General features: G+C 70.3%; 22 protein-coding genes. 12 read left to right on the forward strand and 10 right to left on the reverse strand.

What is annotated here, in order from left to right; genetic code table 11:
* The first annotated feature begins 148 nt into the window (after nucleotides 1-148).
* From ACFORO_RS26410 to ACFORO_RS26440, 7 genes are all read left to right on the forward strand, one after another.
* Complete coding sequence (locus ACFORO_RS26410; protein WP_009083595.1) at nucleotides 149-802, forward strand: response regulator; 654 nt, start codon at nucleotides 149-151, stop codon at nucleotides 800-802.
* A gap of 9 nt (nucleotides 803-811) precedes the next feature.
* Nucleotides 812-1,432, forward strand: a complete 621-nt coding sequence (locus ACFORO_RS26415) for a trimeric intracellular cation channel family protein (RefSeq protein ID WP_354742913.1) — start codon at nucleotides 812-814, stop codon at nucleotides 1,430-1,432.
* A 131-nt stretch (nucleotides 1,433-1,563) separates the two neighbouring features.
* Nucleotides 1,564-2,256, forward strand: coding sequence for a response regulator transcription factor (locus tag ACFORO_RS26420; RefSeq protein ID WP_354742911.1), 693 nt, complete (start codon nucleotides 1,564-1,566; stop codon nucleotides 2,254-2,256).
* Nucleotides 2,253-3,692: a sensor histidine kinase gene (locus tag ACFORO_RS26425; protein WP_354742909.1), complete on the forward strand. Its 1,440-nt coding sequence runs from the start codon at nucleotides 2,253-2,255 to the stop codon at nucleotides 3,690-3,692. The genes ACFORO_RS26420 and ACFORO_RS26425 overlap by 4 nt, the downstream gene beginning before the upstream one ends.
* Nucleotides 3,693-3,810: 118 nt before the next feature.
* Nucleotides 3,811-4,611 carry a DeoR/GlpR family DNA-binding transcription regulator gene (locus ACFORO_RS26430; protein ID WP_354743004.1) on the forward strand — a complete coding sequence of 267 codons (801 nt, stop codon included), beginning with the start codon at nucleotides 3,811-3,813 and terminating at the stop codon, nucleotides 4,609-4,611.
* Nucleotides 4,608-5,678, forward strand: coding sequence for a galactose-1-phosphate uridylyltransferase (gene galT / locus ACFORO_RS26435; protein WP_377869134.1), 1,071 nt, complete (start codon nucleotides 4,608-4,610; stop codon nucleotides 5,676-5,678). Before ACFORO_RS26430 ends, galT begins: the two co-directional genes overlap by 4 nt.
* Nucleotides 5,679-5,757: 79 nt before the next feature.
* The gene (locus tag ACFORO_RS26440) at nucleotides 5,758-7,401 is read left to right on the forward strand and encodes a trypsin-like peptidase domain-containing protein (RefSeq protein ID WP_377869135.1); all 1,644 of its coding nucleotides are present in this window, start codon (nucleotides 5,758-5,760) and stop codon (nucleotides 7,399-7,401) included.
* A gap of 293 nt (nucleotides 7,402-7,694) precedes the next feature.
* On the opposite strand, the gene ACFORO_RS26445 is transcribed toward ACFORO_RS26440, so the two are convergent.
* From ACFORO_RS26445 to ACFORO_RS26465, 5 genes are all read right to left on the reverse strand, one after another.
* Complete coding sequence (locus tag ACFORO_RS26445; protein ID WP_377869136.1) at nucleotides 7,695-8,147, reverse strand: hypothetical protein; 453 nt, start codon at nucleotides 8,145-8,147, stop codon at nucleotides 7,695-7,697.
* The gene (locus ACFORO_RS26450) at nucleotides 8,144-9,292 is read right to left on the reverse strand and encodes a molybdopterin-dependent oxidoreductase (RefSeq protein WP_377869300.1); all 1,149 of its coding nucleotides are present in this window, start codon (nucleotides 9,290-9,292) and stop codon (nucleotides 8,144-8,146) included. Before ACFORO_RS26450 ends, ACFORO_RS26445 begins: the two co-directional genes overlap by 4 nt.
* Nucleotides 9,293-9,357: 65 nt before the next feature.
* On the reverse strand, nucleotides 9,358-9,987 hold the full coding sequence (locus ACFORO_RS26455; RefSeq protein ID WP_377869137.1) for a methyltransferase domain-containing protein: 630 nt from the start codon (nucleotides 9,985-9,987) through the stop codon (nucleotides 9,358-9,360).
* Nucleotides 9,984-10,655, reverse strand: a complete 672-nt coding sequence (locus ACFORO_RS26460) for a TIGR04282 family arsenosugar biosynthesis glycosyltransferase (protein ID WP_377869138.1) — start codon at nucleotides 10,653-10,655, stop codon at nucleotides 9,984-9,986. Before ACFORO_RS26460 ends, ACFORO_RS26455 begins: the two co-directional genes overlap by 4 nt.
* Nucleotides 10,652-11,296, reverse strand: a complete 645-nt coding sequence (locus tag ACFORO_RS26465; protein WP_377869301.1) for a glycosyltransferase family 2 protein — start codon at nucleotides 11,294-11,296, stop codon at nucleotides 10,652-10,654. Before ACFORO_RS26465 ends, ACFORO_RS26460 begins: the two co-directional genes overlap by 4 nt.
* Before the next feature lie 159 nt (nucleotides 11,297-11,455).
* On the opposite strand from ACFORO_RS26465, the gene ACFORO_RS26470 reads away from it, so the two are divergent.
* From ACFORO_RS26470 to ACFORO_RS26480, 3 genes are read left to right on the forward strand one after another with little or no spacing between them, the layout of a single operon-like run.
* Complete coding sequence (locus ACFORO_RS26470; RefSeq protein WP_377869139.1) at nucleotides 11,456-12,859, forward strand: hypothetical protein; 1,404 nt, start codon at nucleotides 11,456-11,458, stop codon at nucleotides 12,857-12,859.
* Between the two features lie 8 nt (nucleotides 12,860-12,867).
* Nucleotides 12,868-13,569 (forward strand): response regulator transcription factor, encoded by a 702-nt coding sequence (locus tag ACFORO_RS26475; RefSeq protein WP_377869141.1) that lies wholly within the window; start codon nucleotides 12,868-12,870, stop codon nucleotides 13,567-13,569.
* On the forward strand, nucleotides 13,566-14,615 hold the full coding sequence (locus tag ACFORO_RS26480; protein ID WP_377869142.1) for a sensor histidine kinase: 1,050 nt from the start codon (nucleotides 13,566-13,568) through the stop codon (nucleotides 14,613-14,615). Before ACFORO_RS26475 ends, ACFORO_RS26480 begins: the two co-directional genes overlap by 4 nt.
* A gap of 18 nt (nucleotides 14,616-14,633) precedes the next feature.
* Here the strand turns inward: ACFORO_RS26480 and ACFORO_RS26485 are convergent, their stop codons facing one another.
* Both ACFORO_RS26485 and ACFORO_RS26490 read right to left on the reverse strand, forming a co-directional pair.
* Entirely contained in the window at nucleotides 14,634-15,482 is an 849-nt protein-coding gene (locus tag ACFORO_RS26485) for an MBL fold metallo-hydrolase (protein ID WP_377869143.1), read from the reverse strand.
* Between the two features lie 53 nt (nucleotides 15,483-15,535).
* Nucleotides 15,536-16,597, reverse strand: coding sequence for an NAD-dependent epimerase/dehydratase family protein (locus tag ACFORO_RS26490; protein WP_377869144.1), 1,062 nt, complete (start codon nucleotides 16,595-16,597; stop codon nucleotides 15,536-15,538).
* A gap of 123 nt (nucleotides 16,598-16,720) precedes the next feature.
* Here ACFORO_RS26490 and ACFORO_RS26495 point away from each other — a divergent pair, with 123 nt between their 5' ends.
* Nucleotides 16,721-17,221, forward strand: coding sequence for a MogA/MoaB family molybdenum cofactor biosynthesis protein (locus tag ACFORO_RS26495; protein WP_354742888.1), 501 nt, complete (start codon nucleotides 16,721-16,723; stop codon nucleotides 17,219-17,221).
* Between the two features lie 54 nt (nucleotides 17,222-17,275).
* Nucleotides 17,276-17,449, forward strand: coding sequence for a hypothetical protein (locus ACFORO_RS26500; RefSeq protein WP_167493483.1), 174 nt, complete (start codon nucleotides 17,276-17,278; stop codon nucleotides 17,447-17,449).
* Between the two features lie 4 nt (nucleotides 17,450-17,453).
* Here ACFORO_RS26500 and mscL read toward each other — a convergent pair whose 3' ends face one another.
* The 3 genes from mscL to ACFORO_RS26515 form a co-directional block, all read right to left on the reverse strand.
* Nucleotides 17,454-17,873, reverse strand: coding sequence for a large-conductance mechanosensitive channel protein MscL (gene mscL, locus ACFORO_RS26505; RefSeq protein WP_354742886.1), 420 nt, complete (start codon nucleotides 17,871-17,873; stop codon nucleotides 17,454-17,456).
* A 74-nt stretch (nucleotides 17,874-17,947) separates the two neighbouring features.
* Nucleotides 17,948-18,607, reverse strand: a complete 660-nt coding sequence (locus tag ACFORO_RS26510) for an SAF domain-containing protein (protein ID WP_377869145.1) — start codon at nucleotides 18,605-18,607, stop codon at nucleotides 17,948-17,950.
* Between the two features lie 129 nt (nucleotides 18,608-18,736).
* Complete coding sequence (locus ACFORO_RS26515) at nucleotides 18,737-19,066, reverse strand: FmdB family zinc ribbon protein (protein WP_354742882.1); 330 nt, start codon at nucleotides 19,064-19,066, stop codon at nucleotides 18,737-18,739.
* Nucleotides 19,067-19,312: the final 246 nt, after the last annotated feature.

Below are 19,312 nucleotides of genomic sequence, written 5' to 3' on the forward strand. Positions count from 1 at the left end.
ACGAGGTCAACACCTGCTCTCGGCCGCTCCGGTGGACCAGTCGAGTCACCTGGTCGTGTCTGGTTTCGAAACCGTGAACAACAGTAGGTAATCTTCCGTAACGGGTGCGGGGAGCCGCCTCCAACCCACGGTTTGCCGGAGGGCTTCGTTGATCAAGCTCATGTTCGCCGACGACGAGGAACTAGTTCGGTCGGGGCTGCGCGCCATGATGTCCGGGGCGTCGGACATCGAGATCGTGGGCGAGGCAAGCGACGGCAGATCGGCGGTCGAGGTCGCCCGTCGCTATCACCCCGACGTCGCGCTGCTCGACATCAAGATGCGCGCCCCTGACGACGGCATTCGCGCGCTTCGGGCCATTCTCGCGCTGCCCGATCCGCCGACCGTCGCCATGCTCACCACGTTCGACATCGACGAGTACGTCAGCCTCGCGCTGCGGCTCGGCGCGAACGGCTTCCTGCTGAAGGACATCGACCCGGCGGCGTTGCTGCGGGCCGTGCGCGACCTGGCCAAGGGCGGGGCCGTCCTCGACCCGGGCGTGGCCGTGCGCATGGTGCAGAGCCACCGCGACGAGCAGCGGGCCGCGCAGCCGGCGCGCAAGCTCCTGGCCTCGCTGTCCGAACGCGAACGCGAGGTCGTCGCGCTCATCGGGCAGGGGCTGTCGAACGCCGAGATCGGCGGGCGGCTGCACCTCTCCGAGGCGACGGTGAAGGGGTACGTGTCGGCCGTCCTGTCGAAGATCGGCGCGGCCAACCGGGTGCAGGCCGCGCTCCTGGCCTACCGCGGCGGGCTCCTCGACCAGTAGAACCAGCACATGCTGCTGACCGCGCTCGAGTTCCTCGGGCTGGTGGCGTTCGCGGCGTCCGGGGCGCTGGCCGCGGTCCGGGCGCGGCTGGACGTGTTCGGCGTCGTCGTGGTCGGGCTGACCACGGCGCTCGGCGGCGGCATCATCCGCGACGTGCTGCTGGGCATCCATCCGCCGACGTCCCTGCGCAACTGGCCGTACCTGGCCGTGTGCGCGGCGACGGCCCTGATCGTGTTCGCCTTCCATCCGCAGGTCGCCCGCCTGCGGCACGCGGTGCTGCTCGCGGACGCGGTCGGGCTCGGCGTGTTCGCCACGGCGGGGACGACGCTCGCGCTCAACGCGGGCGCGACCGGGTACGCCGCCTGCCTGATCGGCATGACCAGCGGCATCGGCGGCGGCGCGCTCCGCGATCTGCTGCTGCGGGAGATCCCGCTCGTGCTGCGCAAGGAGATCTACGCGATGGCCGCGCTGACCGGCGCGGTCTGCGTCTGGGCGGGGCACGCACTGAGCCTCCCGGCCGGTGCGGTCACGACCGGCTCCGCGGTGGTCGTGGTCGCGATCCGCGTGCTCACGCTCTGGCGACACTGGAACGCTCCGGTCGCGCGGCCGCCGGAAGAGCGTTCGTTGTGACTTCCGCGTCCGCGACGCCCGGTGCGGCCAGTACGAATATGCCTTCTGTCCACAGCTCGTCCGGGAATGCTCTTTGTGTGTTCTGCGTGTGTTCTTAGGCGGGTCTCAGCACTCTGCGTAAGACTGGCGCCATGCGCATCCTCGTAGTGGACGACGACCGTGCCGTCCGTGAATCGCTCAGGCGGTCTTTGGAGTTCAACGGCTACACCGTGGAGCTCGCGAGCGATGGTGCGCAGGCGTTGGAGACGATCCTCGCCAACCGTCCGGACGCGATGGTTCTCGACGTCATGATGCCGCGCCTCGACGGGCTCGAAGTGGCCCGCCGGCTCCGCAGCACCGGCGATGACCTGCCGATCCTCGTCCTGACCGCGCGCGACACCGTCTCCGACCGGGTCTCCGGCCTCGACGCCGGCGCCGACGACTACCTGCCCAAGCCGTTCGCCTTGGAGGAACTGCTCGCCCGGTTGCGCGCCCTGCTGCGCCGCGCCGTGCCGGACGGGCAGCAGGGCGAGACGTCGGAGGTGCTGTCGTTCGCCGACCTCACGCTGGACCCCGGCACTCGCGAGGTCCGCCGCGGCGGCCGCGAGATCAGTCTCACCCGCACCGAGTTCGCGCTGCTCGAGCTGTTCCTCTCGTACCCCAAGCACGTGCTGACCCGCGGAAGGATCCTGGAGGAAGTATGGGGTTACGACTTCCCGACGTCGGGCAACGCGCTGGAGGTCTACGTCGGCTATTTGCGCCGCAAGACGGAAGCGGACAACGAACCGAGGCTGATCCACACGGTCCGTGGAGTGGGGTACGTCCTGCGCGAGACGCCGCCGTGACCGACCACCCGGCGGGCGAGCAGGCCGCGCCGGCGGGGGAGGTCCCCGATCCGCGGGGCACCCGGTGGAGCACCCGCCGGTTCTCGCTGCGCGGCCGCGTCACGCTGCTGGCCGCCGCGTGCGTGGCGGGTGCGGTGGCGCTCGTTTCCCTGTGCGCGTACCTGGTGGTGCGCAACAACCTCCTGAGCCAGCTCGACGACAACCTGCTCGCCCGCGCACAAGCCGCGGCGAACTCGCCGCAGGTGCCGACCGACCAGCTGCGCGAGGTGCCGGGTGCGCTGCTGGCCAGCGCGGACCTGCAGATCGGCCAGCTCAACGGCGTCACCGGCGACCTCATCTATCCGCAGCCGGGCACCCGGCCGCCGGTGGGCCCGGCCGAGATGCGCGTCGCGACTGGCCTGCTGTCGCAGTCGCTGCGCACCGACGCGACCACTGGCATGCGGGTGGTCGCGGTGCCGCTCGGGCACGGCCAGGCGATCGTGCTGGCGCAGTCGATGGCTCCGACGATGCGCGCGCTGAACCAGCTGTCCGTGGTGCTGTTCCTGGTCGGCGGCGCCGGGATCGTGGTGGCCGCGGGCGCGGGCACGGCGGTCGCGCGCGCTGGGTTGCGCCCGGTCGACCGGCTGACGTCGGCTGCCGAGCGGGTGGCCGCGACCGGCGACTTGCGTCCGATCCCGGTGAGCGGCGACGACGAACTCGCCCGGCTCACGCACAGTTTCAACATCATGCTCGGCACGGTCGCGGACTCGCAGGGACGGCAGCGGCAGCTGGTCGCCGACGCCGGGCACGAGCTGCGCACGCCGCTCACTTCCATGCGCACCAACCTGGAATTGCTGCTGTCGGCCAGCCGTCCGGGCGCGCCGTCGCTGCCGGACGAGGACCGCACCGACATCGAGGCTGACATCCGCGGCCAGCTCGACGAGCTCACCCAGCTCATCGGCGACCTCGTGGAGCTGGCGCGGCAGGACGAGCCGCGCGAGCAAGCCGAGCGCGTCGACCTGATGGACGTCGTCGAGCGCGCGCTCGACCGGGCGCGCCGCCGAGCGGGCGAGATCGAGTTCGAGGTCGCGCTGCAGCCGTGGGTGCTCACCGGCGACAACAGCTCGCTCGAGCGGGCGGTGCTGAACCTGCTGGACAACGCGGTGAAGTTCTCGCCGCAGGGTTCGCGCGTACGGGTCACGCTGCGTCCGCTCGGCGACGGCACCGCCGTGGTCGAGGTCGCGGACTCCGGACCCGGCATCGCCGAGGAAGACCTGCCCAAGGTATTCGACCGTTTCTACCGCTCGTCGGAGGCGCGCACCCTGCCCGGATCCGGCCTGGGCCTGGCGATCGTGCAGCACGCGGCCGAACGGCACGGCGGCACGGTTTACGCCAACCGAGCACCGGAAGGCGGGGCTCTGCTCACGATCCGGTTACCAGGGGCGCCGGTCGCCTGACTTGTCCGCCACGCTTGGCGGTCGCCCGGCAGGGGGACGCTCGATCTGCATGTCGCGCACACCTGATGTTGAATCGTGTAGGATTTTGTGTAGTTGATGGTGTGCTTGGGGAGTGGCGGTGCTCGCGCGGCAGCGACAGGCGGTGATCCTCGAGGAAGCACGCCGGACCGGTGCGGTCCGGGTCAGTGACCTCGTCGCGAGGCTGGGCGTCTCCGATATGACGGTCCGCCGGGATCTTGACGTGCTCGCGGGCCGCGGCCTGGTCGAGAAGGTCTACGGCGGCGCGACGTCGCTGGTCGGCAAGAGCACCGACGAACCCGGGTTCGAGGCGAAGTCGGTGCGTCAGCGCGCGCAGAAGGAAGCCATCGCCGAACTGGCCGCCACCCTCGTCAAACCGGGCACCGCGATCGGCCTGTCCGCGGGCACGACCACCTGGACGCTCGCGCACGCGCTCGACGGCGTCGAGGGCCTCACCATCGTCACCAACTCGATCCAGGTCGCCGACGTGCTGCGCAGTGCCGCCCAGCCGGACCGCACGGTGGTCCTGACCGGCGGGGTGCGCACCCCGTCGGACGCGCTGGTCGGCCCGGTAGCCGTGCAGAGCCTGCGGACGCTGCACCTCGACCTGGTGTTCCTCGGCGTGCACGGGATGGCGGTGGGGCCCGGGTTCACCACCCCGAACCTCACCGAAAGCGAGACCGACCGCGCGCTGGTGGAGGCCGGACGGCGGCTGGTGGTGCTCGCCGACCACACGAAGTGGGGCACGGTCGGCATTTCCACGATCGCGGACCTGGAAGAAGCGCAGGTCGTGGTGACCGACGACGGCCTGGACGACCGCGCGCGGGAAGACCTCGCGGAGCGGGTCGGAGAACTCATGATCGCCGAAACGGCGGAGAACCTCGAGGCAGAAGAAGCGTGAAACGCACTGTGGCGCACCTGGCCGACGGCCGGGAGATCATCTATTTCGACCACACCGACGCCCACGAGCGGCTCGCCGCGGACACCCGCGACCTGCCGCCCGTCGCGGCGGCCTCGGAGATCCGCCGTGACCCGCTGACCGGCGAATGGGTCGCGATGGCGGCACATCGCCAGACGCGCACGTACAAGCCGCCCGCCGACCTCTGCCCGCTCTGCCCGACCCGGCCGGGCAAGCCGAGCGAGATCCCCGAGGCCGACTACGACGTCGTCGTGTTCGAGAACCGGTTCCCGTCGTTCTCGCAGCAGGCGACCGGCGATCCGTCCACTGTGGACGGCTTGGGTCTGGTGCCGACCGCGCCGGGCCTCGGCCGCTGCGAGGTCGTGTGCTTCACCAGCGACCACGACGGCGCGTTCTCCCGGTTGACTCCGGAACAGGTGCGCCTCGTGGTGGACGCCTGGGCTGACCGCACGGCCGCGCTCGCGCGGACGCCCGGCGTCGAGCAGGTCTTCCCCTTCGAGAACCGCGGCGAGGAAATCGGCGTCACGCTCTCGCATCCGCACGGCCAGATCTACGGCTATCCGTTCGTCACGCCGAAGACCGAGCGGATGCTGGCGGTCGCGCGCGAACACGGCGGGTCGGTGCTCGGCGACGTGCTGGCGGCGGAACAGAAATCCGGCGAGCGCGTGATCGCCACGGGCGAGCACTGGACGGCTTTCGTGCCGCCGGCCGCGCGGTGGCCGGTGCACATCCAGATCGTGCCGCACCGGCAGGTGCCGGACCTCCCCGCGCTCACCGACGCCGAGCGCGACGACTTTTCCCGCGTGTACCTGGACGTGCTGCGCCGCTGCGACGCGCTGTACGACCGGCCGCTGCCTTACATCGCGGGCTGGCACCAGGCGCCGGTGCGGCGGGACCGGGAACTGTCGTGGCTCCATTTGGAGCTGTTCTCCGTGCTGCGGGCCAAGGACAAGCTGAAGTACCTGGCCGGATCCGAGTCGGGCATGGCGGTCTGGATCAACGACGCCACGCCGGAACAGATCGCGGAACGGCTTCGCGCGGCAGGCTGACCGGAACTCGCGGCATACTCATCTACGAAACACAGGTTCGACTCAGGAACCTCTCAGGCCCAGCCGCTTAGGTGAAGACATGACCGAGAACGACCCCCACGCGCCCGACTCCGCGGCGGGTCGCCAGGACCCGGGTGCCCAGCCGGGCGCCGAAGGCCAGGCGGCTTGGCAGCAGACCCCCGCTCAGCCAGCGAGCCAATCCCCGTCAGCCGATCCGGCGGGCGGCGACGCGGGTCAGCAAGTTCCCGGCGCGACCGGCACGACTGCCGCGTACGGTTCGGCCGCTGAGGGCTCGGCGGGGACGTCCGGCCCAGGTACGGCGAGCGGTGACGCTTCCGGCGCGTACGGAGCGCCTGCGGGTCAGTACGGTGCCGCCGCGGCCGGCGGCACGGCGTACGGAACCGGCGCTGCTCCGACTGGAGGCATGCCGAACCCGTGGTCGGCCCAAGGCGCGGCGGCGTCGCCCGCCGGCGCGCCCCAGAGCGGGCAGTTCCCCGGCGCTCAGCAGCAGCCCGCGGCGGGTCAGCCGTACGGCAGCCAGTACCCCGGCGGGACGCAGACTCCGCCCGCCGGATCCCCGGCCAACCCTTACGGCGCACCGGGAACCGCGGTGTACGGCGTCCCCGCGCAGCGCGAGAAGAAGGGTTCGGCGGGCAAGCTCCTCGCGAGCGTCGCCGCCATCTCGCTCGTGATCGGCGGCGTGGCGGGCGGGACCGTCGGCTACCTCACCGGCGGATCCGGTTCGTCGGTGAGCGCGCTCGACGCGCCGAAACCCGCGCAGCAGACCGGCAACGTGCCCGCGGGCTCGGTCGAATCGGTGGCGCAGAAGCTGTCGCCGAGCGTCGTCGAGCTGCAGGTGTCCGGCCGGACCGCGGCGGGCGAGGGCTCCGGCTTCGTGCTCAGCAGCGACGGCTACATCCTCACCAACAACCACGTCGTCCAGGTCGCCGCGAACGGCGGCCAGATCCAGGCCGTGTTCCAGGACGGCAAGAAGGCCGCGGCGAAGGTCGTCGGCCGGGACCCGACCACGGACATCGCCGTGGTCAAGGTGTCCGGCGTCGGCAACCTGACTCCGGTCGAGCTGGGCCGGTCCGACGACCTGCGGGTCGGGCAGCAGGTCGTCGCCATCGGCTCGCCGTACGAGCTGACCGGCACGGTCACCTCGGGCATCGTCAGCTCGCTGCACCGCCCGGTGCAGGCGGGCGGCGACGAGACCGACCAGACCACGGTGATGGACGCGATCCAGACCGACGCCGCGATCAACCCCGGCAACTCGGGCGGCCCGCTGTCGAACATGAGCGGCCAGGTCATCGGCATCAACTCGGCCATCTACAGCCCGAACTCGGGCCGCGGCCAGGGCAGCGGCGGCGAGGGCGGCAACGTCGGCATCGGCTTCGCCATCCCGATCGACCAGGCACGCCGCACCGCGCAGGACATCATCAAGACCGGGCACGCGACCCAGACGTTCATCGGCGCGAAGGTCACCGACGCGCCCCAGGGCGGCGCCCAGCTCGGCGACATCACGCCGGGCAGCCCGGCGGAGAAGGCCGGCCTGAAGTCCGGTGACGTGGTGACCAAGATCGACGACCGCGTCATCGACAGCGCCAACACACTCGTCGCCGCGATCCGCACACGCGCCCCGAACGACCAGACGACCTTCACCCTCGCCGGCGGGCGCACGGTGCAGGTCACTTTGGGCGGGCAGGCGGTACCGGCCAACTAGAATCGCTCGGCCGCCGTGGCGCGGCCGAGACCAGCCACGGCTCGACCCCCTATCCGCGCTTGGGGCCGAACCTTTGCAGGCCGCGCGCGACCGGAGCATCCGAGCCGGTCGCGCGTGGCCGTTTTACTGACCAGCGCCGGAAAACCGGCTCGCGCACGAAAACACGGAGAGGCTCTCCGTGCCGCCTCCGACTCGGCACGGAGAGCCTCTCCGCGTGCGGTGAGGTGCCCACGCGCTTGAAGTCCCAAACGCCGAATCTGCGGGAAAATTCCGGTACCGGAAGAAAACCCAGGTCAACTAAGTTCGCGGGCCCGAATTTTCCGTGCCGCGCGATACCGGACCCGGACAATCCGGACGACCACCGCCGCCAGGACAGCACCCCACACCACCGCGAGCGTCGCCACCAGCCCCAGCCACGCGTTGCCGTCGTGCAGCCCAGGTTTCGGCGGCACGCCATACGTGCGCCACAGCAGCGGGAACGCCACGAAGCCCAGCACCGCCGTCAGCGCCGCGCCAACCTGCACTGGCCCCCGCCACGGCTTCGGCAGGATTCGCGCCAGCAGCAGGCCAACCACGCCCGCGACCGGGGCGAACACCGCGTCGTTGACGATCGGGCCACCGCCGAGCCACAGCAATGTCGTGAAGCTGTCCGGCCACGCCGGTGCCGCGTAGTCGAGGAACAGCACAACCCCGTACGCCAGCGCCGCTAATCCGGGCAACGCCAGCACAATCCGCGCGGTCTTCACTGCACCTCCAGCTTCGCGACCCACTTCGTCTGCAGCACGCCCGGCCGGCTGGGCGCGATCACGCGGCACGGATAGCCGTGGTCGAGGTTCAGCACCTCGCCGTTGAGTTCCAGCGCCAGCAACGTGAGCGGGTCGGCCGTGTGCTCGCCAGGCAGCACGCTGACGCCGTACAGCCCGGTCTTCTCCAGCGACGACACACGCACGTCGACCCCCGGCGAACTGCCGGCCGCACGCAACAGGTCCGGGAACGAGATGCCGCGCCACGTCGCCATCTGGCTCCATCCCTCGACGCACGCGATCGGCAAGTCCACAGTGGTCTGCGGCAACGCCCGCAACTCGGCCAGCGTGAACTGCCGCGTTCCCGCTGGCGTCACCACGGACAGCCGCCACCCGGGATCCTGCGCGGCGCGCGTCACCTGAGCCGCCACAGCCGTGCGGTTGACCGGCAACTTCTGCGAACCTTTGTCCGAGCGCCACGACAACCCGGACACGTTCCGCAGGGCGGGAACCGTCGCTCCCGCAGTGGCCAACACCGCGACTCCGGTCGCGATCCCAGTGGTGGTCAGGAATCCTCGGCGCGACAACCCCGGGCCAGACGGCTCGACCGGCGCACTCTCCCGGGTCAGCGCCCGCCGGATCACCGGGAGCTTCACCGCGACGTGCACGAGGATCGACCCGATCGCCACCCAGGCCACCGCGTAGTGCACCTGCGGAAAGTAGAAGTTCCACGGGTAGTTCTGCGCGACGTTCAGCAATCCCGAACTCAGCTCGAAGAACGCCGCCCCGGAGAGGGCAAGGATCGACAGGCGCTCCACCGCGTGCGGCACCGAACGCACTAGTGGCCGCTCGAACAGCTTCGGGTAGACGCTCCACAGTTTGGCCAGCAGCAACGGAATCGCCGCGATCCCGGACAGCACGTGCGCGCCCTGCGTCACCCGATACAGCCAGACGGGCCGGCTGGGCCAGAAGAACCACTCGGGCGGATGCTGGATCAAATGGCTCAACAGCCCGGTGACGAAGCAGATCAGGAACGCGAGCCCGAGCAGGCTGCCGACCCGGGCCGTTACGCGCTCGCTGTGCGCGCCGCCCTTGAACTGCTCCGCCTTCGGGACCCGGCGATCGACGGCACGGGCTCGTTCGCCGATCTTGGCTTGTGCCGCGGTGACCCGAGCATCGAGTCCGCGCCACGCGGCCGCTAGCCGTCCGCGTTTCACGCGCGTGCCAGCTTCGCGAACCAGCGGTGCCCGCGACTGGTCGTCCACACAACCCGGAACCCAGTCCGTACCGCGATTTCCGCGATGGCGTCGACGCCGACCCATGCCCACGTGAACCACCGGCCGTCCGCGGGATCCGGCCGCAGCCGGACGTGATCCCGGCGTACGCCGTGGCCGGGCTCCTCCAACTCGACGAGCACGTCACCGTCGGGCTTGAGCAACTCGCGTACTCGCCGCAGCAGCGCATCGGGATCGCCACCGATCCCGATGTTGCCGTCGGCCAGCAACACGTGATTCCATCGTCCCTCGCCAGGCAAGCGAGCGAAAACGTTGCGCTGCAACGCACTCGCCCCACGGCGTCGAGTCAGCCGCACGGCAACCGGCGAGCTGTCCACACCAAGGGTCACCACGCCTCGGCGCGTCAACGCGGCAGTAAGACGGCCAGGTCCGCAGCCGACGTCGAGCGTCGGACCCTCGCACGCGTCGAGCAGGACGGCGTCGCCCGCGTCGCAACCGTCCGCCCAACGACCGACCGGAAGCTCGATGCGGCCACCGTTCGCCAACTCCAGCCAGCAGCGATAGCCAAGAAGCCCGCGGTCGAATTCCCGGCCGGTCACGAGTTTCATGCCATCGCTCCCACCGCGTCGACCGCGGCCGCGAACCTGCCGCCGGGCCGGATCGCGGCCACTCGCACCGCGTCCGCCATGGTGTCCACATCGGACAATGTCGGCAGCTCGCCTGCCCGGAGCCCCGCATCCGCCAACGCCGATCGGGTGCGAAACCCGGTATCCGGACGCGACATCGGAACTCCGGCGAGCACTTGCGCCTGCCGCGGATCAGCGAGCCCAAGCCCCCACCAACCGCCGTCTTCAGCGTCGCCCAGCACCGCGCGGCTGGCTCCGGTGACGACCGGCTCGATCGCCGCCGCGAACAACGCGGGAGAGACCTGCGGCGTGTCCATGCCGATCTGCAGCACGGGCAAACCGGCATGCACCGCAGCGGTGTCGGAGTGCGCGTTGGCCAGCCGGGTACCGAAATCCCAGCCCCGCTGCGCAATCACAGTCGCCTTGCGCAATGCGCGACCGATCTCGGCACCCCGCGCCGCTGCCGCGAGGTCGCCCGTCATCGCCACCACGGTGATCGCGCCGTCCGTGGCGAACGCGGCGTCCAACGTGTCGAGCAGCGCAGCCGCGGCGATCTCCGCTGCCTGTTCGGCGGTCGCGGGCGGGCACAACCGAGTCTTCGCGAACCCCGGCACCGGGGCTTTCGCGACCACAAGCAGGCAGAACTTCATCGGACCAACACCCGCCCGAAGTCCCGCACCGCACGCAACGTGCCACGCACCGAACCGGACACCTTCGATTTCGTGCCCCGCGCCCGTTCCCGGTAAGCGACGTCGAATTCCTGGACCACCCAGCCCGCACGCTGAGCCTTCACCAGCAGCTCAAGCGGATAGCCGAACGCCCGGTCGGCAACGCCGAGAGCCAGCAACTCCCGGCGACGCACCGCCCGCAGCGGCGCGATGTCTCGCACTGGCAGCCCGCGAGACCGCAAGAGCAGTGAGAGGACGGCATTGCCTGCTCTTGCGTGCCACGGCCAAGCCGCCCGGGACACCGGCACCCGCCGTCCGACCGCGAGGTCAGCGCCATCCGCGACCGCGGCGACCAGGCGAGGCAGTTCGGCCAGATCGAGCGATCCGTCCGCATCCGCGAAACAGACGATGTCAGCGGTCGCGTTCTCCAGCCCGGTGTGGACGGCGGCCCCGTAACCGCGCCGCGGCTCGTCGACGACCTTCGCGCCGTGCGCGGCCGCGACGCCGGGAGAACCGTCGCTCGATCCGTTGTCCACGAGGATCGCGCGATACCCCGGCGGGAGGCCGGCGAGCACGCCGGGCAGTGCGGCCGCCTCGTCGAGACAGGGGAGGACGACGTCCACTCCGAATTCGTTCACGAGGCGTACGGTAAGTCTGGAAAGGACAGTGCAGAACCCTTGCTGTGCTTACCAAATCCTGACGTCGGTCAAGATCTTACCGACTTCTCACGGATCCGCGGGAAACCTGCCGAACGACCGCCGACGGGGTTATCGTGACCGGCGATGAGCGAGTCGACGAAGGCTGCCCGGCTCGCCGAGCCGCCGCCCCCGGTTCCCGTCCGTCCCCGGTTCCGCGGTGATCTCGTGACGGTCGGCGTCACCCTCGTGGTGATCGCCGCCGCGACTGCCGTTGGCGTGTACTACAACCGGCCAGGCTCGGGCGTGGTGATCTACGCGTTCGCGCCGCCGCTGTTCGCGTATTGGCTGCCGCACGTCGGTCCCGGCTCGGTGTTCGCCGTCCTGATCGCCGCCGGCGTCGTCCTGTACGGCCCGGCCTTGGCCGCCCGGCTGCGATGGCGACGCGCCCTGGCTGCTGGCTACCTGGCGTCCCTCGCCTGGATCTTCTCGCTCGCCTTGGTGGACGGCTGGACCCGCGGCTTCACCGGCCGGCTGACCACTCCGCAGGAGTACCTGCACGAAGTCCCCGGCATCACGGACATCCCGCGCTTCCTCCGCGAATTCTCCTCGCGCATCCTCGATTTCCAGCCGAACTCGTGGACCACCCACGTGTCCGGACACCCGCCCGGCGCGACGCTCGTCTTCGTCTGGCTCGACCGGCTCGGTCTCCACGGCGGTGCGTGGGCGTCGACCGCCGTGGTGCTGGTGGCCGCGCTGGTCGCCGTCGCGGTACCAGCGACGATCGCCTTGCTCGGCCGTCCCGACGCAGCCCGCGCGGCGCTGCCGTTCGCCGTGCTCAGCCCAGGTGCTAGCTGGCTGGGAGTGTCCGCTGACGGTCTCTTCGCTGGCGTGACCGCCACCGGCATCGCACTGATCGCCCTCGCGTCGGTGGGCTTCCGTGAGCGCCGTGGTTACGCCTGGCTCACCGGATTGGCCGCCGGGATTCTCATCGGATTCGGCATCTTCCTCTCCTACGGCCTCGTCCTGCTCGGCTTGGTCGCGCTGGCCGTCGCGTTGCTCGGCCGACAATGGCGGGCCGCGGCAGCCGCTGTCCTCGGCGCGTTGGCAGTGATCGCCGTGTTCGCCCTGGCCGGATTCTGGTGGTTCGACGGCTACCACCTCGTGGTCGAGCGCTACTACCAGGGCGTCGCGGTAGTGCGGCCGTATTCCTACTGGGTGTGGGCCGACCTGGCCGCGGTGGCGGTCGCGTGCGGGCCAGCAGTGGTCGCGGCTGCCCGCCGGGGAGTGGCTTCGGCGGTCTTCTTGCCGTCTCGCAAGACGCTCCTGCGCGATCCGGTGCTGCTGATCGTGATCGCGGCCGTGCTCACGATCGTGTTCGCCGATTCGTCCGGCCTGTCGAAGGCTGAGGTAGAACGGATCTGGCTACCGTTCGGCGCGTGGCTGATCCCGGCCACGGCGCTGCTTCCGGCGTGCCACCGCCGCTGGTGGCTGGCCGGACAGGCGGTGGTCGCGCTCGCAGTCAACCACCTGCTGCTGACGAACTGGTGAGGTGAGGCATGGAAGACCAAGCGGGTCGCGTGCTCGTGGTCGACGACGACGAGACGGTGCGCGACGTCGTCCGCCGTTACCTCGAAACCGCCGGTTTCACCGTCGACCTGGCCGGCGACGGCACGGCGGCGCTCGCCCAATTCGCCGAGCGCGTGCCGGACCTGGTGGTGCTCGACGTGATGATGCCCGGCCTCAACGGCCTGGAGGTGTGCCGGCGGCTGCGGCAGACGAGCCAGGTGCCGATCGTCATGCTCACCGCGTTGGGCGAGGAGGAAAACCGCATCGCCGGGCTGCAGCTGGGGGCCGACGACTACGTCACCAAACCGTTCAGCCCCAAGGAACTCACGCTGCGCGTGGCATCCGTGCTGCGCCGGGCCCGGATGCCACGGCCTGAGCCGCCCACCGCTGAGCTGGTGGACGGCAACCTCCGGCTCCAGATGACCGCCCGCCAAGCGACTCTCGACGGCGCGGTGCTGCCGCTGACTACACGCGAGTTCGACCTCCTCGCGTTCTTCCTCTCCCACCCCGGCGTCGCGTTCAGCCGGGCTGACCTGCTGGAGAAGGTGTGGGGCTGGGACTTCGGCGACCAGTCCACGGTGACCGTCCACGTGCGGCGGCTGCGCGAGAAGATCGAGCGTGACCCGGCGAAACCGATCCGCGTCGCGACAGTGTGGGGCGTCGGCTACCGCTACGACCGGACACAGTCATGATCGGCTCGGGCGAGTCAGCGTGGGACATGTTCGTCCACATCCTGCACATTCTTCCGCTCGCCTTGCTGTTCGCCTTGCCCGTGGCGGCGTTGGGCGGGCTCGCGCTTTACCTGCTGCGGCACCGATCGCTGGCCACCACGATGACCACGCTCGTGCTGACGCCGATCGCCGCGATGCTGGTCGGGATCCTCGGCGTGAGCGGTTTTATGTTCACCGAGGCCCTGACCACCGAACTGCTCGTGTGCCTGCTCGTGGCACTAGTCGCGGTGCCAGCGGCGATGGTGCTGGGCCGGGTCATCGCGCGGCGCAGCGTGTGGGAACGCGAGGCGCGAGAACGCGAACGCGCGGCGGAGAAGTCGCGTCGCGAACTGGTCGCGTGGATCAGCCACGACCTTCGCAGTCCGCTGGCCGGGATCCAGGCGATGGCGGAAGCACTGGCCGACGGCGTGGTCTCGGAGCGCGCTGAGGTGGCCGACTACGCCCAGCGCATCAGCGGCGAGACCACCCGGCTGTCCGGCATGGTCGGCGACTTGTTCGAGCTGTCCCGGATCACCGCCGGAGCACTAGAACTGAGCATGTCGGCGGTCCCGCTGCGCGACGTGGTGAGCGACGCGGTCGCCGCGCAGGCGCCGGTGGCGGACCGCAAACGCGTGCGGGTGCTGGAAAACGCGTCGGCGTGGCCGGTGGTGTCCGGCAGCGATCCGGAGCTGGCGCGGATCGTGCGGAACCTCGTGTCCAACGCCATCCGGCACACTCCGCCGGACGGCACGGTCGCCGTGCAGCTCGGCATCGACGGCGACCAGGCGCTGCTGGCCGTAGACGACGGCTGCGGCGGAATTCCGGACGACGAGATCAGCCGGGTCTTCGACGTCGCCTTCCGCGGCACGCAAGCCCGCACCCCCGACCGCAGCGGCACCACCAGCGGCGGCGGACTGGGCCTGGCGATCGCGAAGGGCCTGGTGGAGGCACACCGAGGACGGATCGGCGTGCAGAACCACGGCCCAGGATGCCGCTTCGAGGTGCGGTTGCCGTTGGCGGCGTCCTGAACTGTCTATTGTGGACGGTCAGGGTGCGGCGACGGCCGAGATCGGCTCCACGGTGCGGTCGGCCGCGATCCGGAAGAACGGCTCGTCCGGGAAATGCGCCGCCGCGACGATGGTCCCGGTGCCGGCCACCTCGCCCAGCCAGCGACGACGGGTCAGCTCCGCCTGCCCCGGATCGACGTCGGACGCGGCACCGATCGTCGGATCGGCCATCTGCTCCGGAATCTGGAACACGTCACCGATCAGGACGGCGCGACGGTCCTGATCCGCGACTTCCAGCACGTGATGCCCCGGCGTGTGCCCGGGAGCATGCCGAACGGTGACGCCTGGAGCGACCGTTTCGCCGTCCAGCATCGGACGCAGTTTGCCCTGGGCGCGAAGGGCTTCCAGCGCTACCCGGCCGCGGTCGTGCCGACCCGCCGGTTCGACGAACGCCGCCCAGTCGGGCGCGCCGTACCGCACTTCGGCGTTCGGGAAGTACGGCTCGCCGTTCGGCGCGACCCAGCCGATGTGGTCGGCGTGCAGATGAGTCAGCACCACGGTGTCGATGTCTTCGCGGGCCACCCCGGCTTCGGCGAGCGCCTCGGGCAAGCTTCCGGTGTGCTCGGTTTCGGCGGCGCTGACGACCGGGTGCAGTTGCTCTTTGGAGTGCTGCGGCAGGTGCGGCTCACCGGTCGGACGCGGACCGAAACCAGCGTCGACCAGCACGGTGCGGCCGCTCGTCCGGATCAGGAATGCGCCAAGGACCACGGGCACGGTGCTCGGTGCCGAGCGCTTGCCCAGGAGTCCCGGAAAGAACGACGACGGCAGCTGCAGCCGTCCGTCGGTCAGTGCGTGGATTTCGATGTCCCCCACCACGATGGAACGCATGCCCAACATCAAGATCCGGTACGGCCGATTCATTCCGGAAAGTGATCTTCACCTCATCGGGTGACGGGTGCGCGGAGCTCCGCGGTGGCGAACGCGGCGATGCCGTCCGCGAAGGACGTTTCCGCCCGGAATCCGAGCAGCTCCCGTGCTCGGGCCGGGTCAGCGACCACGTGCCGGACATCAGCCGGCCGCGCGCCGCCGACTATCCGCGGCTCCGGCCCGCCGCAGGCGCGGGCCAGCTCCCGGGCCAGGTCGCCGACACTGTGCGGCTGTCCGGAACAGATGTTCAGCGGCGTGAGGTCTGCCTCCGGACCGTCGCTCCGGAGCGCGAGGACGTTCGCTCGGGCCACGTCGTCCACGTGCACGAAATCCCGCTGCTGCCGTCCGTCCTCCAGCACGGTCGGCGCCTCGCCGCGTTCCAGCGCCGAACGGAACAGGGACGCCACCCCGGCGTACGGCGTGTTCTGCGGCATCCGCGGGCCGTAGACGTTGTGGTAGCGCAACGCCCAGACCGTGCCGCCGGTCTGCCGTGCCCATGCGCCCGCGAGGTGTTCTTGCGCCAGTTTGGTTGCCGCGTACGTGCTTCGAGGCAGCAGCGGCGCGTTTTCGGGCACGAGTTGCCAGCCCAACTCGGCACCGCAGTGCGGGCAGGTGGGTTCGAATCGTCCGGCGTCCACATCGGACTGCCGACGAGGCGACGGTGGGACGACGCCGTGCTCCGCACACGCGTAACGGCCCTCGCCGTAGACCACCATCGACGAGGCGAGCACGAGTTTGCGCACCTTCGCCGCGTGCATCGCGGCCAGCAGCACAGCGGTGCCGTAGTCGTTGTTCAGCGCGTACGAGGGCGCGTCGGAGGGATCCACTCCGTGCCCGACCACTGCGGCCTGGTGGCAGACCGCGTCGACGCCGTCGAGCAGTTCGGCGACGATCTCGGTGTCGGTGACGTCACCGCGCAGGAAGCGGTGCCGCCGGGTGTATTCGGGTGGCGTGGTGGAGCCGTGCGCGGTGGACAGCAGGTTGTCCAGCACGACGACCTCGTCGCCGTCGTCGGCCAGCTGGTCGGCGATCCGGGACCCGATGAACCCGGCGCCGCCGGTGAGGAGCACTCGCACCTCGCCGACGTTAGGCCGCCTGCCCTGCGGCGCGCGCGGCCTGCGCGGACCACGTCACCGAATCGTCAGAAATCACCGGGCCCGCGGCGGCGAAGGGGGCCCGGAACCGGATACGGTGTCGGCATGGAACGGAGCGCACAGCGGCTGGGCCGGGCACTCGTGGTGATTGTGGACGACCGGGTCGCGCACGGGGAGCACGAGGACACCTCCGGGCCGCTCGTCACCGAGCTGCTCGAGGAGGCCGGGTTCATCGTCGACGGCGTCGTCGTGGTCGAGGCCGAGACCGCGGGCATCCGCAACGCGCTCAACACGGCGGTGATCGGCGGTGCGGACCTGGTGATCACGGTCGGCGGCACCGGAGTGTCGCCGCGCGACCGCACACCGGACGCCACCTCCGGCGTTCTCGACCGCCCGATCCCGGGCATCGGCGAAGCCCTGCGCGCCTCGGGACTGGCAGCGGGCGCGGTCGACGCCGGGATCTCCCGCGGCCTGGCCGGCGTCTCGGGCAGCACGCTGGTGGTCAACCTGGCCGGTTCGCGCGCGGCTGTGCGCGACGGCATGGCGACCCTTTCCTCGCTGGTCCCGCACGTGATCGACGAGCTCTCCGGCCTCGAAGAGGTCTGAGCCCGGCCGGGTATCTCTCTGCACTTGTCAAACAACAGGTGGGACGATGGACCCATGCCGCACGAAGAACGACGTCCCCGCGTGACCGAGGCCCAGCGCCGCCGCCGGGTCGACGAGATCTTCGGCGACGTGCTGCCGGAGACCACGTCCGATGAGCGGGGCCGGGGCCCGGAGACCACTCCGGATTCGTGGTACCTCGAGAACCGGCCCCCGCATCACGATCGCTGACCCCTCAGTTGCCGCTGCTGGAGGAGCCGTTGCCCTGCTGCGCGCGCAGCAAGTCGCGGATTTCGGTGAGCAGCTCGACGTCCGTCGGCTCGGCCGGGCCCTTCTCCTCGCCGCGCTTGCGCCGCTCCTGGACGTGCTTCATTGGCAGGACGATCAGGAAGTAGACGATCGCGGCGACGATCACGAAGTTGATCGCCGCGTTGATCACGCCGCCGAAGTCCATGAACGTCGAGTCGTTGCCGTGCAGGACGTTGAAGCCGAGGCCTTTCGCCGCGTCCGAGCCGCCGAGCGCGTTGATCAACGGCTTGATCAGGCCGTTGGTGAACGCCGTGACGATCGCGGTGAACGCGGCGCCGATCACGACGGCGACCGCGAGGTCGACGACGTTGCCGCGCATCAGAAAGTCCTTGAAACCTTTCAGCACTGCTGCTCCCAGGGGATTCGGGACGGGCGTCTGGCCGTCGTGAGACAGCCGTCGCTCATCAGAACAGGGTCGGGTTAGCGGAGAGTAACCGCTACCGGTCGTTCGAGCGAGGAAGCAGCGACCTGCGTGGCAACCTGCGCCGGCAGCGCGAGCAGTACCAGCGGACCCTTCTGCGGTGGACCCAGAGTGCGGTTCCCGGCGTCGTCGGAACGTCGGACGGTGACCACCGTGGCCCCTCTGGCCAGCACAGACGCGGAATTTGTGGTATCCGCGCCCGCGACGACGTCGACGCGCTGACCCGGCTGAAGCAGCTCGGCGACGGCCGCGTCCGCGAGCCGGACGGCGACCGTGACCGCGCCGGGTTCACCCGTTACGGGGAGGTTGTTGCCGAGGAGCCGGACGTCGGTGATGGGCTCGCCGGCCCGGGCCGCGCCGGACAGCAGCCGCCCCACCGCCGCGTCGGACGCCGATAACGCACCGGACGGGCGGAGGTCGTCGGGCAGCGCGACGGTCCGCATGTCAGCAGGGCCCAGGACCGAGCCCGCGGGCAGATCGCGTGCGGAGACCACCGTTGTGGTGGCGGGTGCGCCCCGTGCGGAGGGCGGGAGGAACAGGACGAGCAGGCCGGCCAAGAGCAAGGCCGCCGCGAGACACCGGCGGAGCATCCGGGCTCGCCGACCGCGCGGCAGACGGACGTCAGGCAGCGCGGGAAGGCGGCTGAGCAAGGTGTTCACGGTTGTCCCCTCGTCGGTTCCGATGCGACGGGATGCCGCACGAATCCGACGTTAAGGACGTCGCGAACCGGCCGAAAGGGTCGATTCGCGAACCTGTGGACAACTGGCCCCTTGTGGATAACTCGGGGGTCAGGAGGGCGTGGAAGCCGTTTTCGTCGTGCTCGTCGTGGACGATGTGTTCGAGGACGAAGAAGACGTCGACGAAGAGGAGGTGGTGGACGACGAGTCGGACTTGGCGCTCTCGGTCTTGGCCGGAGTCGCGGAAGTGCTCGACTTGCTCGATTCACGCGAATCCGTGCGGTAGAACCCGCTGCCCTTGAAGACCACGCCGACCGAGCTGAAGACCTTGCGCAGTGGACCGGAGCACTGCGGGCAGACGGTCAGGCTGGGGTCGGAGAAGGACTGCACCGCTTCGAAGCGGTGGTCGCATTCCTTGCAGGCGTACTGGTACGTGGGCACTGAAGCTCCTTCATGCACTGGCACTCGACCTACAAGAGTGCTAACCCAATTGTGCTGGACGACATTCCCTCAGCGCAATTACCCCTTGCTCACAGTGCTGCGGCGGAAGGGGTAGCGGCGGGTTGGCGCTGTTCAGGACGTCCTGGGCGGGTGCGGCTCGGTGGCTGGACCGCGGCTGGTCCGGTCGGTTGGGCCGTCGCTGGGTCGGTTGGCGGGGCCTGGGCGGTGCTTGTGGGCGGCTCGAAG

It is taken from the genome of Amycolatopsis halotolerans, assembly GCF_042647905.1.
GTDB lineage: Bacteria > Actinomycetota > Actinomycetes > Mycobacteriales > Pseudonocardiaceae > Amycolatopsis > Amycolatopsis halotolerans.